Genomic DNA, 17,612 nt, shown 5'->3' with positions numbered 1-17,612 from the left:
ATCCTGTTCCTACTTCAAACGGTCCGGATTCAGGCATTCCAGCTCAGGAATAACAAAAATACCGTCTTTACGAATCAGCACATCGTCAAAATATATCTCCCCGCCGCCATAATCCGGACGCTGGATCAACACCAGATCCCAGTGGATGGACGAGCGGTTGCCATTGTCCGTTTCTTCGTATGCCTGACCCGGTGTAAAGTGCAAGCTGCCTGCGATTTTCTCATCGAAAAGGATATCTTTCATCGGATGCAGAATATGCGGGTTAAATCCAATCGCGAATTCACCGATATGACGAGCACCCTCATCCGAATTCAGAATTTCATTCAAACGCTCTGTATCGTTACTTGTCGCTTCAATGATTTTTCCATTCTCGAACGTGAACTTGATATTTTCAAATGTCACTCCGTTATACAGCGTTGGCGTGTTATAACTAATCGTTCCGTTCACGGAATTACGCACAGGGGCACTGTACACTTCACCATCCGGGATATTTTTTTGGCCAGAACATTTCTCTGCACCGATATCTTTAATGGAGAAGCTCAGTTCTGTTCCTGGTCCGGTGATGCGAACTTTGTCCGTCCGCTTCATCAGGTTAGCGAGTGAGTCCTGCGCTTTGTCCATTTTGGCGTAATCCAGGTTACATACATCGAAGTAGAAATCTTCGAACGCTTCTGTACTCGTATTGGCGAGTTGCGCCATACTTGCGTTAGGGTAACGAAGTACAACCCATTTCGTATGTTTGACACGTTGTTCACTATGTACCGGGTGGGAGTACAATGAATTGTACATTTTCATTTTTTCTTCCGGCACGTCGGACAGATCATTCACATTTTCTCCCGCACGAATACCGATATAACAATCCATCTGTTTCATACGGTTCAGATCAATCTCTGCCCATGTTTTCATCATTTCTTCTGTGGCATTTTTCAGCATCGCACGCTGTACGGTTTTATCAGTCAACTGTACAAAGACGTTACCACCTTTTTTGCCAACCTCTTCAATAATGGCGTTAATCAGATCACGTTCCGATCCAATCATCTCAACCAATACATTTTCACCAGGCTGTACATCTACTGAATAGCCCACCAGGTTTGCTGCAAGCTTTTGAATTCTCGGGTCTTTCATCTTGGTAAAATCCTCCTGTCATCTGCCATGCTTGAATTGAACAACGGTAAATTACGATACTATTGTAGCACGCGAACAGTCATTCCGTCAGCAGGCAGTCCCTCACTTCGTTTATTGATATGACTTGAAGTTTACATCGGTGACAAGGGCTTCTCTGTTACTTTTACGGTTGTTGTCCGTGTAACTCATCTGACTTTCAGAGGATAAGCGAAGAGGCAGACTGCTCTTCCGATCCACCGTGAGATGATATACCGTCTGAACGCTCGCTTGTTTCATCATTTGTTGCATCGTTGTATCACCCTGTTTCCAAACTTTCTCCAGATCCTTCTCAAGCTTCTCCTTACGCGCCCCTTTCACTGTGGCTACCTTATGCATATATTCTGCTCGAATAGCGTTCATCTCGTCGTTTAGCTGGGCTACAGCCCATGATTTGGCGTCTTCCGGTGCAAGTTCAATCCGTAATGTTCTGGTTCGACGACCAGCCCCATACTCGGATTGAATGGTTTTGTGCATCCCATTGATCTTCTCCATTTGGGCAATTGGATTAAAACGAGAAAGAGACCCCCGCAGCGGCTCATGATGCGCTGACAATGCCATCCATTGCCCTTGTTTCCGCTCGAAAGAGGCGCTAAACCCACTGGGCTGTCCGTTATTTTTTACGGCAGTTGTATGGATGCCTGTTCCCGTAGCGGTTACTGCTCCAGGTAATCGGGTCTGAAGGGTCAGACGATCATGATTCTCCAGCTTGCCTTCAAATTTGAACTGATTCTCGAACAGCCCGCTGTTTTCCCGTCGAAGTCCTGCCTCTCCTTCAAAACTCAACGTTTCTTTTCCCGCTATCCCTGATAAAGCCAGAGAAAAAACCTCTTCAGGCGTTTGATCTCGCTGGATTAATCCACAACCCGGAACTCCAATAATCACGATGCTCACAAATATCCATAATGTACGTACCGAATGACGGTTAAACATGTCTATCTTCACCCTTCCGTGAACTTTCTCCATAGATTGCCCCGCCCGTATACGCTTATACTTCCTTCTACATAACTTGATCTAATATGTACAAAAAAAAGAGAACGACTCCGTAATTGGAATTGTTCTCTCTTAACGCGTTACATCCTGTTCTTCTACAACGATTCTGTTCCGACCACCATTCTTGGCGCTGTACAAAGCCATATCAGCCCGATAAAACAAAGACTCTACACTGACCTTTTCATCCATCCAATTCCACTCTGCGATGCCACTGGATACCGTAACGGGCGGTCTGGTCTCTTCTGCGACTCTCTTTCGAATCACTTCCGCATAATCTAGCGCCTGCCTTACACTCACCTGTGGCATATAGATCGCCAGTTCTTCTCCACCCCATCTGGCGCAGACATCCTCCGAGCGAACAGAGCTGGTGACGATATCACTCACTTGTTTCAATACTTGATCCCCCGTCTGGTGTCCGAATGTATCATTCACCTGTTTGAACTGATCAATATCCACAACAATGAGGGAGCCACAGAATTCATGAGCCTGTCGCTCGTGAATCACACTATCCAGATAATGCCTCACGTACAGACCTGTCAACATATCCAGATTAGCCAAGCGCCGAACCTCGGCATGCAGCGTAGCATTTGACAGGGCAAGCCCGATATGAATGGATAACATCTGCAAGAGTCTATAGTTATCATATGAAAAGTAGTGCTCTCTACTGTGTCCCAGCAAAATAGCACCCTTCACTTCACCATTGACTCTGATTGGTGATGCAATCAGTGACATAGATCCCGTATCTTCCATGAAAAAGGAAGACACTTTATCAAATTGCGCATAATTGGCTATAATAAGTGGTTCCTCTGTTCGATACACCAAGCCTGCGATACCGTAGTCTACAGAAAAGGATTGGTGAAAAACATCTTTCACGTTAGATGACATAACTTCGAAGTCATTGGTACTATCATTGAGTTGAAGAATGCAACACGTTTCAGCCTGGAATATTTCCTTTAACTCTTGCTCGGACAATTGATAAATCTCTGAAAGATGCAGGCTCTTGTTCAAACGCTGTGTAAGATCATTAATTAAACGAAGTTCCTGAATTAACATATTGGATTGTTCATGCAACTTGGCGTTCTCAAAGGCCGTTCCTGCAGTGTCTACCATCATCGTAATCAATTGTAAGTCCGATTCTTCCATGATCTCTTCATTCATTTCGATATGGAACACACCGTATATGCCTTGTTTTCCTTTCAGCGGAATCCCTACATCTACAATGCGGTTCTCTGCATCATCTGAGCGAGCAACGATCAGTTTACCTTCCATAAATGAACGCACACAAATATCTTCTCCTCGCTCGTGGACAAGCAACGGTTTAATCCGTGGATCAGAGTTGCTCTGATCCTGAGACATATACAATTTGATATAAGTGGCCGGGTACAAGTAGTCCATACTGTCAAATACCTCATCCAATATGGCCTCGACATCCATTTTGTCATGCATTCGCTGAACAATCTGAAAGAGGATGGACCTCCGGTGTTCCTCACGGGCTGTTTGTTCATGAGCATATAACAGGTCCGTCATAAATATGTATTCAAATCTTCGGTAAAAGCAGGTGCGATAGTGCAATGCCTCAGATTGAACCACAGCTTCAGACGTTTCATATCCATTGGATTCATAGATCACAGCAGTGAATACGGCAAACATATCCTTGTTAGTTCTGGAGAATAAGGGATGTGTTATTATAAGATATTCTCCGTGTTCGCTTGTCCCTTTAAGGGACAGGACCTGTCTTTTATCCAAACATTCCAATACCAGCCTGCGTACATCCACGCCCGGATCAGCTTCAAGATCGCTATCGTATCCTATGCAATCACCTTCCGTGTTCCACACGCTGTAAAAGGTTGATGTTCTGGCCAGCCTTGAACCCACTCTGGAGTTCCAGTCACTGTATGCCTGCTCTAGCAAGCTGCCCAAATATGAAAAATCAAAAGGTGTGATATCCATTTTTTGCATCCACAACACATGCTCTTCATGAGAACGAGGAGCGGCAAAAGATGCGGAATCGCCCGAACTTCGTGAATTCAAGCTGGCAGGTAAACTTCTTAGATGTTCTAACATGTCAGGCGCTCCTTTGCACCGTTTTTGCATCCACCAGGATGCATTAATCTGCAGACGTTATCGCAAACCTGCAAATTCGTTGCGATAACCTTGTTACATAAAGATGATTTAAAGTTAAGATACAATCTATTTTACTCTGTTTAAAGCTTTTTTGCATCCATATTTCAGAAAATTGTCCCATTATTTTAGGCCCAATGACCTATCGACAAATTTAGACGTTTTTTTGCTTTTAATCTGCGCTTGACTTTGTTTCTCTTAAACTGTAATATAAATTGTTGATGAAGACTACTAATGGGTCTTTAAATTTGGGCATTACCGGTTGTGTCACCCTCATTCTTTTTGTTGCTTTCAGGACAGCGGCTGAACTTTCCTGATCGTTCTATGCGAGGCCAAGCCCGCATCAACAAATTGGAGCGCAAACAGAGCCCTAATATGAACTTTAACTAAAAAGGAGCTACTTTAAACATGGCACGTTACACTGGTCCTAAATTTAAATTGAGCCGTCGCCTCGGCATTTCCCTTAGCGGAACAGGCAAAGAATTGAAACGTCCTTTCCCTCCAGGTCAGCACGGAGCTAACCAACGCAGAAAAATCAGCAACTACGGTATGCAATTGCAAGAAAAACAAAAATTGCGCCACATGTACGGTTTGGGCGAGAAACAATTCCGCACACTGTTCTCTAAAGCTCAAAAAATGCAAGGTATTGCCGGTGAGAACTTCATGTTCTTGCTTGAGTGCCGCCTTGACAACCTCGTTTACCGCCTTGGGTTTGCTAACTCCCGCGCTGGAGCGCGTCAGTTGGTAGCACACGGTCACGTAACTGTAAACGGTAAAAAAGTCGATATCGCTTCTTACCAAGTAAGCACTGGCGATGTAATCGGCTTGCGTGAGAAGAGCCGCGCTCTTTCTTCCATTAAAGAAGCTTTGGAAGGCCGTTCGCATCTTCCAGCATACGTTGAATACAACGAAGCAGCTGTAGAAGGTAAATTCATCCGCTTGCCTGAGCGTGCTGAATTGTCCCAAGACATCGATGAAAAACAAATCGTCGAGTTCTACAACCGTTAATCGTTGCAATCACATTAAAGATTCAATCCAAACAGCTGTCGAGATTTTCTCGGCAGCTGTTTTTCTATGCATTTTTTTTAATTATCTTCATTACTGGAACGTAAATAACGATATAAAATATAGACTCCCTTCAGGAGAAGCACACATCCATATATACATCACAAGAATGACATCGAGGGGGATTAAAACATGCATTTTTTTCGCAATCGCAAGCTCGCTGTTAAGCTTGGACTTTTACTAGGGATCGTATTACTCTGTTGTATTGGAGCCCTAATTGCATTTAACACCAAGTCCATTTACGACAAAAGCCTGCAGTACGGCGAAAGTGTTGCTGGACAGGCTGCAAACCGGGCTACGAACGAGTTTATGACTGACATTAATCAGGTTAAAAACACGTTGGACACCATGAGTACCACGTTATTGGATGCCGCTCAGAACGGTTCACTCAACCGTGAAGAAATCGTCAGACTTCTTGAACAGTATCTGAAGAAGGACGAGAAAGTTTTTGGCTTTTATACGGGCTGGGAACCAAATGCCTTTGATGGAAACGATGCAGAGCACATCAATAAAAAAGAATATGATGATGCTACGGGTCGATTCGTTCCATACGTTATACGCGATGGGAACTCTCTGCATTTTGAGCCGCTCACTACCTATGAGGGAAACAGTGAAACCAGTACGTATTATCAGCTGCCCAAGAAAACCAAATCCATCTATTGGTCCGAGCCTGTTACTTATACGGTTGGCGGAAAAGAAACACTGCTCGTTTCGATTGTCCTGCCTCTATTAGATGAAGACAAAACTTTTCTGGGCATTGTTGGGGCCGACTTTACCATTGATCGTTTTCAGCAAAATATAGCATCACTTAATCCGGATCAAGGTTATGCCATGCTTATTACTAGCGAAGGACAGATTGCTGCACACGGCTCCAAACCGGAACTGGCTAATGAAGGAGCCGTAATTCCATCTGAAATGAAGACAGTCATTCAGCGTATACAGTCTGGCGAGTCGCAGTTTTACGCTACGGACCCTGAAGTAGGTGAAGAACTATTTATTGCCGAGCCCGCCAGGTTACAAGGAACGGATTCAAACTGGTACCTTGTATCGGCACTGCCAAAGAGCCACATCCTTCAACCTTTCTATGACAGCTTGAACTGGTCCATACTTATTGCCGCACTGGCTGTACTTTTGCTTGCAAGTGTGGTTACCTATACTATCGTCTCCATTGTAAGACAGTTGAATCAAGTCAATATTGTTGCCGGACAGCTGGCTGGCGGGGATCTGACACAAAAGTTACCTGTACGATCCAAAGATGAATTTGGCGTCATGGCGGGTCATATGAATCAGATGATGGATACACTACGACATACCATATCGGTTATATCCGAACATGCTTTATCTGTCGGCTCCACCTCTCAACAGTTGACCGCAGGTGCCGAAGAAACAGGTAAAGCTGCCGAACTGATTGCATTAACAGGAGTCGAAGTTGCAGATAAAGCAGGTAAACAGGTGCAGGAGCTGCAAGAGTCCTCCCGTTCCATGAATGAAATATCTGCAGGGATCGGAAGAATCGCAAAGGCCGCCTCCGATGTATCGGATTCATCGCGAGCTGTGGCTGAGCGAACAACTGTCGGAACCGATAAGATCCAGTCTGCCATGCGTATGGTCGATAGTGCCACCTCTTCTGTGCAGACGTCCATGACCGCACTGGAGAATTTCCGTCAACGTTCGGAAGAGATTGGCCATATTACAGGCATGATCACGGAAGTTAGCCGTCAAACCAATCTTCTTGCTCTTAACGCTTCCATTGAAGCATCACGAGCAGGTGAATATGGGCGCGGGTTTGGTGTTGTTGCTTCCGAGATTCGTAATCTGGCTGAACAATCCAGAATATCAGCAGCGCAGATTGCAGCGTTGATTCATAGCGTTCAGCAAGAGGTCCTTTCTCTCGTTGAAAATATGGAACAGGGGAATGCCGAGGTGAGCCATATAGCGGAAGTGATTAATGAAAGTGGTGAACTATTCCTCTCCATTTCATCACAGATTACAGATGTTAATGAGCAGATTGAACATGTCTCAGCCATTGCGCAGCAGATGTCAGCTGGATCACAGCAGGTTGATGCCACGTTAGTGCAACTCAAAACCATTGGTTATGAAACAGCAGATCATGCAACTCGTGTTGCCTCTGCCTCTGAGGAACAACTCGCATCCATGGAAGAGATTACGGCGGCATCTGCCTCACTGGCTAATCTTACCCAGGAACTTTTAGAGCTCATTCAACGCTTCAAAACCTAATGTAGAAGACCTCCAATACGAGACATCATTCAGGCCACCTTATGCACCTCAGCATGGAGGTGGCCTGCTTATTTTGGCTTACAACTCATGAAATGTGCTTCAATATCGCATGATATATAACATAATGCATGGCAGAATGGCAAATTTCGACCATTACTTGTATTTCTCAGGCATGCAAACCCGCCTTTTTATGCTATAATAAGTGCTGTTAAAAGGAGGAAGACACTGAATGGTTGATGTTAATAAGAAAAAGCCCGATGAACAGCCTGTACGCAAACGTAGCTTTGCCCGCAGACTGGGAAGTTTCGTCAAATGGATGGTTGTCCTTGGATTTATGGGGGCACTATTTGTAGGCGGTGCTTTGATGGGATACGTCAGTTCCATTGTGAAAGACGAGCCTGTACGTTCAAAGGCCCTGATTGAACAAAAAGTCAGCGAAAACTCCATCACAGGCTTTGCTTACTTTGCCGACGGCAGTCCGATCGGTCAATTACGTACAGAAGAAGACAGGCGTCCGGTCACTACGGACCAGATCCCACAAAAGGTTATTGATGCTGTCATTTCGATTGAAGACAATCATTTTTACGAACATAAAGGTGTAGACATGAGCGGAACACTACGTGCCGTGAAACAGAAAGTGCTGAAAGAATCTGTCCAAACCGGCGGTAGTACACTGACTCAGCAATTGGCGCGTCGTGTGTTTTTGAATCTGGATCGCACGGAAGATCGGAAAGTGAAAGAAATTTTGCTCTCACTCCGACTCGAACGTTTCCTGACCAAAGACGAGATTATGACAGCCTATCTGAACAAAGTTCCTTTTGGTAATGGTTCCAGCGGATACAACGTTTACGGAATCAAAGCGGCCGCCAAAGGTTTGTTCAATATTAACGATCTGGAAAAAATTAACATCGCTCAAGCTGCTTATCTTGCTGGATTGCCACAACTCCCCTCCTCTTACTCCGCTTTTAACGGTAAAGGTGATTTTGTAGAGGAGAATTTTGACCGCGCAATCAACCGTCAGCATCTGGTACTGCGTCGTATGCTTGAACTCGGCAAAATTAATAAGTCCGAGTATGACGAAGCTCTTGCTTTTGATATCAAAAGCTCGCTCGCTCCTAAGACCATCAAGGCTTACAACACTTATCCATATCTTATGATGGAAACGGAACGACAAGCTGCACAGATTTTGATGAAACAGTTGAATTCCGACACAGCTGAATCTACAGACAAAGCTACGGATGCAGACACACCTCAGAAGGAAAGCAGTGCATTATTAGAGGAAGCTCAGACGCAACTGCGGACAGGTGGATATCGTATATACACGACCATCAACAAAAGTATCTACAAAACGATGCGTACCATTGCGGAAGATGACAGCAATTTCTCAGCAGATGATCCTGTCAAAGGAAAAGAACAAACTGCTGCTATGCTGATTAATCACAAAACCGGTGCTATTCTAGGTATGATTGAGGGTCGGGATTTCCAGGACGAACAGATGAACTATGCAACACAGATGGTGCGTCAGCCAGGTTCAACGATGAAACCTATTGCAGCTTATCTGCCAGCTCTGGATGAGGGTCTGGTCCAACCTGCTTCTATTATTGATGACTCACCGATCATTCTCAAAAATGGTCCGAGCGGCTACCATATTGCCAAGAATGCCAATAACCGGTATCAGGGACTGGTCACTGCTCGCAGAGCACTGAATTATTCTCTTAATATACCGGCTCTGAAGTTGTTTAATGAAGAAGTAGGGATCGAGAAGGCTTGGACCTTCGCCAAGAAACTCGGGATTACCACCATTCAGAAGGAAGACTATCAGGCTCAGACCGGTGTTCTCGGAGGTCTCCAATACGGTGTAACCGTTGAAGAATTAACCAGTGCCTATGGTGCTATCGCCAATAATGGTGTATATAACGATTCTTACATGATTAGCAAAATTGTAGATTCCAAAGGCAACATCGTTTATAAACACGATACCGAACCTGTCCAAGCCTTCTCGGAGCAGACAGCATACCTGATGACCGATATGCTGCGGACCGTTATTACAGAAGGAACGGCAGATAAAGTACGTGAAAATTACAAATATGCCAAGAGTGTGCCAATCGTAGGTAAAACGGGTTCCACTCAAAACTACGCAGATGTGTGGTTTGAAGGTTATACACCAGATATTACACTTGGCGTGTGGGTTGGATACAAACAGCCCGTGAATACGCTGGAAAGTAAATCACAGAGAAAACGTGCGCAGCAACTGTGGTCGAAAATCCTGAATGAAGTGATCGATACGCAAAAAGATCTGTTTGTCACGAATTCGTTCAAAAAACCATCTGGCATCGAAACGCGCACGGTGTCAGCATACAGTGGCAAGTTGCCAACATCCATGACTGACAAATTTGTTACGGATATTTTCAACAGCAAGTTTGTTCCGAAGGATAGCGATGACGGTGTAGCCAAAGCCAGGTACATTACTTACAATGGTGTCAATTATATTCCGCGTGACGGAACACCTTCGGACATGTTGAAGGAAAAAACAGTAATCAAGCGTAAAAAACCAATCTCGGATCTCATCAAAGAATTGCAAAATGCATTCTCACGTATGAGTCGACATGAGTCACTTGCTTATTATCTTCCTGAAGATGCTGATGCAGACATGCCGACACAGATTGATCCAAGAACAGATAACGGTAAAACTCCTGATGCACCAGGTAACGTACGAATCTCAACCTCGGGTGACAGAGCTGTCATTACATTTAATGCCACACCTGAAAATGATGTCGTGGGTTATCGTTTATATCGTTCTGTGAACGGTGGAGGATTCCAGAACCAGGGTCAAGTTGTTCTGACTGGAGAATCCAGATCATTCTCTGCATATGCAGCGCAAGGCGGCAACTTCGCCTTCTATGTAACCGCAGTGGATGTTGCAGGCAGAGAGTCTGCTCCTAGCGCTACAGTAAATAGTGCTGGTGTAGCTCCTCCTGTGGAAGAAGAGATTAATGAACCGATTGAAGTTCCAGGTACAGTCATTCCCCCGGGAGAAACGCAGATCGATAATACAACAACGACGGCCCCAGGCACACCTGGTCAAGTCAGCGTATCTGCCCTCTCTCAAGGACTGCGTATTCAATGGGCTTCTACTCCAAACGCAGATAGTTATGCTGTATATTACAGTGAAACAGGCTCGACTTCTTACACCAAAATTGGAACAACGTCGAGAACTACCATGGATTATGGAGTGCCTGCTTCTACCAGCGGATGGTTCAAAGTATCTGCCAGCAACAGCGCTGGTGAATCCGAGCCTTCTGCAGCCGTACATTTTCAACCCTGATTCAGGCATAGCGATCCCAAACAAGCCGCATCCTCAGACCGTATCTGAGGGTGCGGCTTTTTATTTGGTTGTGCAGCAGCTAATAAAAGCCTGCTTCATGCCATGGGCATAAAACAGGCTTTTACAACCGATTTTAATGGGTAGAGTCACTGTATTTGGAACCGTAGAATATTAATTTCTTCCCCACTACTCAATGTATCGGCATCGATACCAACACATTGATGATCCTAACACTGTCGCGTTAGTCTTCAATGGTAGATAGATCTCCTGCTGGCAGATCAAGCTCCCAGGCCTTCAGCACACGGCGCATGATCTTGCCGGAACGTGTCTTGGGCAGTTTATCCTTGAATTCAATCTCACGCGGAGCAGCGTGGGCAGACAGGCCTTCTTTGACAAAACGATAAATCTCTTCTTTCAGTTCCGGCGTCGCCTCATATCCTTCACGAAGCGCCACAAAGGCCTTGATGATCTCCCCACGTGTCACATCCGGCTTACCGATTACACCCGCCTCTGCTACTGCAGGATGCTCCACAAGCTTGCTCTCCACCTCAAAGGGGCCGATACGCTCGCCTGACGAATTAATCACATCATCAATACGTCCCTGGAACCAGAAATATCCTTCTTCATCCATATAAGCCGAGTCACCGGATACATACCAGCCCGTAAGCCTGAAATACTCCTCGTATTTCACAGGGTTATTCCAGATCTTCGCCATCATGGATGGCCAAGGTGCCCGTATGGCCAGATTACCCATACTGTATGGCGGCAATTCCTGCCCGCGATCATCAATAATGGCTGCCTCAATGCCAGGCAATGGACGTCCCATGGAGCCTGGCTTGATCGGCATTCCGGGATAGTTACAGATCAACTGTGCGCCTGTTTCGGTCATCCACCATGTATCATGAATTCGCTGACCATAGGCTTTCCATCCCCAACGAACAACCTCCGGATTGAGCGGTTCACCGACCGACATGACGTGACGCAGACTGCTCAGATCATGCTGGGCAATGGTCTCTTCTCCCGCTCCCATCAGCATACGAAAGGCCGTTGGTGCACTGTACCAGATCGTGACTTTGTTCTTCTGGATGGTGCTGTACCAATCTTGAGGACTGAAACGCCCACCCCGTATCACATTGGTCACTCCGTTGAGCCATGGAGCAAAGATCCCATAAGAGGTACCTGTCACCCAACCAGGGTCAGCAGTGCACCAGTACACATCATCCTCACGTAAATCCAGCACAACCTTACCTGTATAATAGTGCTGAATCATGGCATTCTGAACATGGTACACCCCTTTGGGTTTACCTGTAGAGCCTGAGGTATAATGAATAAGCAAACCATCCTCACGGTTCAGCCACTCCACTTCCATCTCATCCGAAGCGGCAGACATCTCTGCATCAAAATCGATGAGTCCTTCTTCCGTCTGCGCGCCCCCACCCACAATAAATATATGTTTGAGTTCGGGCAATTCGGAACGTTTGATGCGCTTCAGTAATTCCGGAGTGGTAACCAGTGCTACTGCTCCGCTATCCTCCAGCCGATCCTTCACAGCCGTTTCCATAAACGCTTCGAACAACGGGCCCGCGATGGCTCCAGCCTTCAATATACCCAAAAGACTAAAATACAGCTCCGGACTTCGAGGCATAAAAATAAACACTCGTTCCCCTTTGGCTATGCCATATTTGCGGAGAACGTTCCCAAACCGACTCGACTGCTCACTTAGATCAGCAAAAGTATAGGCCTCTTCGCGCGAAGCATCGCTATACAATAAAGCGGTTTTCCCGCCCCTTCCTTCCAGTACATGACGATCAATCGCTTCATGCGCCATGTTAACTTTTCCGCTGGCGTGCCACGTAAAGTGCCTTTCCACCGATTCCCAATCGAACCGGCTTCTCGCCTCCGTGTAATCGCCCAGATTAGATTCAGACACAACCGTTTGCAGCATCTCACCATGTGCTTGACTCATGCTTGCCAGCCTCCTTCAACTCGACATTTCGATTCCCGTTAGGGGTTAAATTCGCATTGCCTTTGTGTTGACTGAACTTCCAGTTAGCGCTTACATTAGTAGAGAGAACTTCTCATCATGTACTTGCTCGGCCAAACAGATGTTAACTATACTGTATTGAATTGTGAACATTTTTTGTCTACGCAATTATAGCAAATCTTTTCAATTGTCGTCTATGGCTTTTCAATTTTTTGGATTTTTGCTATAGCGGACTTTATGAACAACCTCAATAAGCAGGGGGAGAGAGGAGCATGAACCATGAAACATATCAAGGAACATCACATGCGTTCCAGCTTCAAGTCCGGCCATCGAATTACGATTGAAGGCCCCGTGCAGGCCGAGAAGATAACCAATCTTGCCTTCCATCCGGATCTGGATGCCTTTCGACGCCCAACCGAGCAGCAGGAAGCATTGGCCGAAATTGCAGCATTGCCAGAAGGACGAATCATCATCGCACACGAAAATGAAACAATTATCGGCTATGTAACTTTTCACTATGCGGATGAATGCGAGCGCTGGTCTGAGGGCAACATGACTGATTTGATTGAGCTTGGAGCAATCGAGGTTGCGGACGACTACCGCTCGCTTGGCGTTGGACGTGAAATGTTGCTTACAGCTTTGGATGATAAATATATGGAGAACTACATTATTTTCACCACAGAATATTATTGGCATTGGGATCTGAAGGGCAGCGGACTAAACGTATGGGATTATCGCAAAATGATGGAGAGGCTGATGGAAACGATCGACATGACCTGGTATGCAACAGACGACCCCGAAATCTGTTCACATCCTGCGAACTGTTTGATGGTACGTATCGGAAGTCAGGTGCCCATCACATCGGAAGAACAGTTTGATCGTGTACGCTTCCGCCATCGGTTTATGTATTGATGATTCAAGGAACCATTTTAATAACCGATATACATAAAAAACCGCTTCTCGCAGCGTTGCTCCATAACTTCCTGGAACAGCTGATCGATAGGCGGTTTTTCATTCATAACGTATTACATCACAGTCCAAGCCAATGCCGTTACATATTCTCGAGCATATGCTCCACAATGCGGTGTGAACGTTGCGAAGATTCCACGGTGAATTCAGCAAAGTTAACATGTGCCGAACCATCCGCTTTATCTGACATACCACGCAGGACAACAAAAGGTACTCGATTCATGTAACAGACCTGAGCAACTGCTGCCCCTTCCATCTCGGCACATGCACCGTCCATTTCAGTATATAACATGTTAACCGTATCTTTATTCGCGATAAATTGGTCTCCCGATAACACTTTACCAATCAGGTAATTGGCTCCCTGAGCTTTACATGCTTCTTCAGCCAGTTTAATAAGCGAAGCCTCGGCAGGGAATGCAGATGTCTCCTGGTAAGGAATAACCCCGCGTGCGAACCCCAGTGGCGTTACATCCATGTCGTGCTGAACACATACAGACGATATAACCATATCCCCAATGTTCAGATCGGGGTTAAGTGCACCCGCGACACCTGTGAAGATAATCCGATTAACCTGAAAACGATCAATCAAGATCTGCGTTGTAACCGCTGCATTTACTTTACCTACGCCGGATTTGCACACGACAATTTGCTTGCCCAGCCACTCGCCTGCAACGTATGTAATGCCGGTTTGTTTGACCGTTTCAAGCTGCTTCATGCCTGCCAGCAAAAGCTCAACTTCCTCATCCATCGCTCCGATAATCCCAATCGTTTCACGCATCTTCCGACACCTCCTGTTTTCACTTTTAACCTCATTCAGCACAAAAGCCCCGTCTCCGGAGCTTTCGCATATCCACTATGTAGAGAGAATGGCTTCTCCCTTATTGTATATAATCCCGATTAAACCACATCTGCGTGACTTACAGACAGACGAAGAATCGTTTCATGCGGCAAAATAACCCGTGGGTTCTCCACATTTTCTTTCTTCATCAACTTGGTCAGCAAACGCATCGCTACCGCGCCAAGGTCGTACATTGGCTGAGCCACTGTTGTCAACTGAGGACGCACCATGGAAGCCATACGGATGTTATCCACACTAATAATGGAGAAATCATCCGGTACTTTCAGGCCTTCATCCTGAATGCTGTGAATGGCACCAATCGCCATTTCATCTGTTGCAGCAAAGATCGCTGACGGCTTCTTCCTCAGTCCGAGGAAATATTTCATCGCTTCCACACCGGATTCATAACGATAGTTACCGATACGTACCAGATCCTCTTGGTATTCCATGCCTGCTGCTTCGAGTGCTTTCTTGTAACCTTGGAAACGGGCATATCCATTCGCCGGATCTTGCAGTGTACCACTGATCATCGCAATTTCCTTGTGTCCATGACGAATCAGGGTGTTTACCGCGTCAAACGCAGCCGCCTCATGGTCAATATCCACCGAAGGGAATGTGCCCTTCTCATCACTCGTTGCACAAAGTACGATCGGCACAGCCGCAGACTGGAACGCCTGAATGTGTTCATCCGTTACTGTTCCGCCCATGAAGAGCAGTCCGTCTACTTGTTTTTCGAGCAACGTGTTAATAACACGAATTTCTTTTTCTTTTTTCTTGTCTGCATTACACAAAATAATATTGTAGTGATACATATTCGCAATATCTTCAATTCCGCGGGCAATCTCCGCGAAGGTTGAGTTCGAAATATCTGGAATAACGACCCCGACCGTGGTTGTCTTCTTGCTTGCCAGACCTCTGGCTACAGCATTCGGACGATATCCCAACCGTTCGATGGCTTCATATACTTTTTTCCGCGTTTGCGGTTTGACATTAGGGTTATTATTAACTACCCGTGATACCGTTGCCATAGACACTCCAGCTTCACGTGCCACATCATAAATGGTTACCGTCACAGTACTTCTCTCCATTACCAGTAAATTTTCATACCATTTTCATTAAGATTTATATTACGACAAATTTTTGCATTAATCAATTAAAATAGGCTTTAGGACTCACTCAAAACATTCGCAAGTGTGGTTCTAGTAATATCTGAATGGGAAGTATGCCATACAGGAATTCCCTTTTTGATCAGGATTGCCTGTGGAGATTCGTGCTTAACACCCAGCTTGTCTGCTGCTTCATTCGATACCGGGCGATCTTCCACAACATAGATGATGCCATATTTCACTTGTTCATTGGCATTGTTAAGCAAATAATCGTTCATCTCCTGATAAGCGTTCGAGCTGATCGGACAGCGCGTGCTATGCTTAAACAGAAGCAAGGGTTGATCCTTGGTAGCCTCCACTGCGGAGTTTAGCTGTTCAATACTTGTCATTTTAGTCATGTCAGCCATTAGATATACATCCCCCTTTACCAGGAATACCGCTATGTTGAGCGTTTTCACTCTTCGATATCTTAACAAAAAGTGCGCGAAAAAGCCAATTTTCATGAAAACAAGCATTTTACACGTCAAAATTAGACAGCATTTGAGAAGTACTCCTGCCACACAAATCCGGATAATTGACTTAATCTGCGCTCCGTGGTCTCAATCCACGCTGCATCACCAGACTTCGTTGCGTAACCCATGATGTCCAGCAGCAGATTGATACGCTCTTCCACTGCTTGCTGCATTCGATATTCCATCTCCCGATCGGTCGCATCCGGCCAGGCCAGCAGTAGCTCATGAAACAGGTCTGCCAGTTCATTACGTTCACCAAAAGATACGTCCTGCTTCACGGGCTGTTCACCCAATGTGCTTATGCATTCTGTTAAGTCCGGCTTGACCGGCGGAAGCACTTCGTATGATACACAGTCTGTACACGCAAATACGGGTACGTTTCGAATCTCCACTTTTTTGGCGTATACCACTGTTCTTAATTCCAACTCCATTACATGTCCACATCTGCAGGACTTGCGCACCACCATCACCTCATTCGTTCTATAACTCTATATAATTACCATTCGACCTATTTCGGCTCAAATCCTGCTATAAACGAAAGGTTGCACAAATTACCACTCCCTCCAGATGAAGGTTGTCGAATGCAGGCGGTCACTGACTTGTAATCGCTTCCTCCAAACCGAATATGCACTTCCATGAAGTCCCTTGGAGAATCTGTTACAATTAAGACGCAACAGACCTAATCACCGTAAAAAGTCCAGCAAAGAATACTGTATGAGGAGAGATGAAAATGAGATTAACGGGTAAAAAAGTCATCGCTCTGGTCGATGAAGAATTCGAAGATTTAGAATTGTGGTACCCTGTACATCGGGTTCGTGAAGAAGGTGCAGAAGTGCATCTTGCTGGAGAGAAAAAAGGAAAAACCTATATTGGCAAATATGGTGTGCCTGCTGAAGCCGAATACAGTTTCGATGAACTGGACAGTTCAGATTACGATGGTATTCTCGTGCCAGGCGGCTGGGCGCCAGACAAGCTGCGTCGTTATCCCAAAGTACTGGAGCTTGTAAAGGAAATGAATGCAGACCGGAAACCGATTGGACAGATCTGTCATGCGGGCTGGGTGCTGATTTCTGCCAAAATTCTGGACGGGGTTACAGTAACTTCTACACCAGGTATTCGGGATGACATGGAAAATGCAGGTGCCATCTGGAAAGATGAAGCCGTTGTTGTTGATGGACATATCATCTCAGCACGTCGTCCGCCTGACCTTCCCCCTTATGGCAAGGCATTCTGTGATGCACTCGCTGACAAGTAAAAATAACCCCATTGTGCTCTCATGTAAAATGTACCCTATAAGATA

Annotated in this window: 13 protein-coding genes; 5 read left to right on the top strand and 8 right to left on the bottom strand. The window is 45.6% G+C overall.

Annotation, left to right across the window (positions count from 1 at the left end):
* Nucleotides 1-9: 9 nt before the first annotated feature.
* From J7E78_RS22035 to J7E78_RS22025, 3 genes are all read right to left on the bottom strand, one after another.
* Nucleotides 10-1,125: an aminopeptidase gene (locus J7E78_RS22035; RefSeq protein WP_076211404.1), complete on the bottom strand. Its 1,116-nt coding sequence runs from the start codon at nucleotides 1,123-1,125 to the stop codon at nucleotides 10-12.
* A gap of 111 nt (nucleotides 1,126-1,236) precedes the next feature.
* Nucleotides 1,237-2,127, bottom strand: a complete 891-nt coding sequence (locus J7E78_RS22030) for a hypothetical protein (protein WP_215078211.1) — start codon at nucleotides 2,125-2,127, stop codon at nucleotides 1,237-1,239.
* Between the two features lie 99 nt (nucleotides 2,128-2,226).
* Nucleotides 2,227-4,218, bottom strand: a complete 1,992-nt coding sequence (locus tag J7E78_RS22025; RefSeq protein ID WP_215078210.1) for a sensor domain-containing diguanylate cyclase — start codon at nucleotides 4,216-4,218, stop codon at nucleotides 2,227-2,229.
* 465 nt (nucleotides 4,219-4,683) lie between these two features.
* On the opposite strand from J7E78_RS22025, the gene rpsD reads away from it, so the two are divergent.
* The 3 genes from rpsD (at nucleotide 4,684) to J7E78_RS22010 (ending at nucleotide 10,903) form a co-directional block, all read left to right on the top strand.
* Entirely contained in the window at nucleotides 4,684-5,283 is a 600-nt protein-coding gene (rpsD, locus tag J7E78_RS22020; protein ID WP_017687421.1) for a 30S ribosomal protein S4, read from the top strand.
* A 189-nt stretch (nucleotides 5,284-5,472) separates the two neighbouring features.
* The gene (locus J7E78_RS22015) at nucleotides 5,473-7,578 is read left to right on the top strand and encodes a methyl-accepting chemotaxis protein (RefSeq protein ID WP_215078209.1); all 2,106 of its coding nucleotides are present in this window, start codon (nucleotides 5,473-5,475) and stop codon (nucleotides 7,576-7,578) included.
* 229 nt (nucleotides 7,579-7,807) lie between these two features.
* The gene (locus J7E78_RS22010) at nucleotides 7,808-10,903 is read left to right on the top strand and encodes a transglycosylase domain-containing protein (RefSeq protein WP_215078208.1); all 3,096 of its coding nucleotides are present in this window, start codon (nucleotides 7,808-7,810) and stop codon (nucleotides 10,901-10,903) included.
* 241 nt (nucleotides 10,904-11,144) lie between these two features.
* Here the strand turns inward: J7E78_RS22010 and acsA are convergent, their stop codons facing one another.
* Complete coding sequence (gene acsA / locus J7E78_RS22005) at nucleotides 11,145-12,869, bottom strand: acetate--CoA ligase (RefSeq protein ID WP_215078207.1); 1,725 nt, start codon at nucleotides 12,867-12,869, stop codon at nucleotides 11,145-11,147.
* A gap of 297 nt (nucleotides 12,870-13,166) precedes the next feature.
* On the opposite strand from acsA, the gene J7E78_RS22000 reads away from it, so the two are divergent.
* On the top strand, nucleotides 13,167-13,799 hold the full coding sequence (locus tag J7E78_RS22000; protein ID WP_215078206.1) for a GNAT family N-acetyltransferase: 633 nt from the start codon (nucleotides 13,167-13,169) through the stop codon (nucleotides 13,797-13,799).
* A gap of 139 nt (nucleotides 13,800-13,938) precedes the next feature.
* On the opposite strand, the gene J7E78_RS21995 is transcribed toward J7E78_RS22000, so the two are convergent.
* The 4 genes from J7E78_RS21995 to J7E78_RS21980 all read right to left on the bottom strand — a co-directional run bounded on the left by J7E78_RS21995 (nucleotide 13,939) and on the right by J7E78_RS21980 (nucleotide 16,743).
* On the bottom strand, nucleotides 13,939-14,634 hold the full coding sequence (locus tag J7E78_RS21995) for a 5'-methylthioadenosine/adenosylhomocysteine nucleosidase (RefSeq protein WP_215078205.1): 696 nt from the start codon (nucleotides 14,632-14,634) through the stop codon (nucleotides 13,939-13,941).
* Nucleotides 14,635-14,753: 119 nt separating this feature from the next.
* Nucleotides 14,754-15,767, bottom strand: a complete 1,014-nt coding sequence (gene ccpA / locus J7E78_RS21990) for a catabolite control protein A (RefSeq protein WP_215078204.1) — start codon at nucleotides 15,765-15,767, stop codon at nucleotides 14,754-14,756.
* Between the two features lie 92 nt (nucleotides 15,768-15,859).
* Nucleotides 15,860-16,207, bottom strand: coding sequence for a bacillithiol system redox-active protein YtxJ (gene ytxJ, locus J7E78_RS21985; RefSeq protein WP_215078203.1), 348 nt, complete (start codon nucleotides 16,205-16,207; stop codon nucleotides 15,860-15,862).
* 122 nt (nucleotides 16,208-16,329) lie between these two features.
* Nucleotides 16,330-16,743, bottom strand: a complete 414-nt coding sequence (locus tag J7E78_RS21980) for a hypothetical protein (RefSeq protein WP_084174710.1) — start codon at nucleotides 16,741-16,743, stop codon at nucleotides 16,330-16,332.
* A gap of 299 nt (nucleotides 16,744-17,042) precedes the next feature.
* Here J7E78_RS21980 and J7E78_RS21975 point away from each other — a divergent pair, with 299 nt between their 5' ends.
* Nucleotides 17,043-17,567, top strand: a complete 525-nt coding sequence (locus J7E78_RS21975) for a type 1 glutamine amidotransferase domain-containing protein (protein ID WP_036674874.1) — start codon at nucleotides 17,043-17,045, stop codon at nucleotides 17,565-17,567.
* The last annotated feature ends 45 nt before the right edge of the window (nucleotides 17,568-17,612 follow it).

Origin of the sequence: Paenibacillus polymyxa, assembly GCF_018614975.1 — a bacterium.
In the GTDB taxonomy this organism is placed as follows: domain Bacteria; phylum Bacillota; class Bacilli; order Paenibacillales; family Paenibacillaceae; genus Paenibacillus; species Paenibacillus polymyxa_E.
The sequence above is the reverse complement of the archived record's forward strand: the minus strand, read 5'-3'. Positions and strand labels throughout refer to the sequence as shown.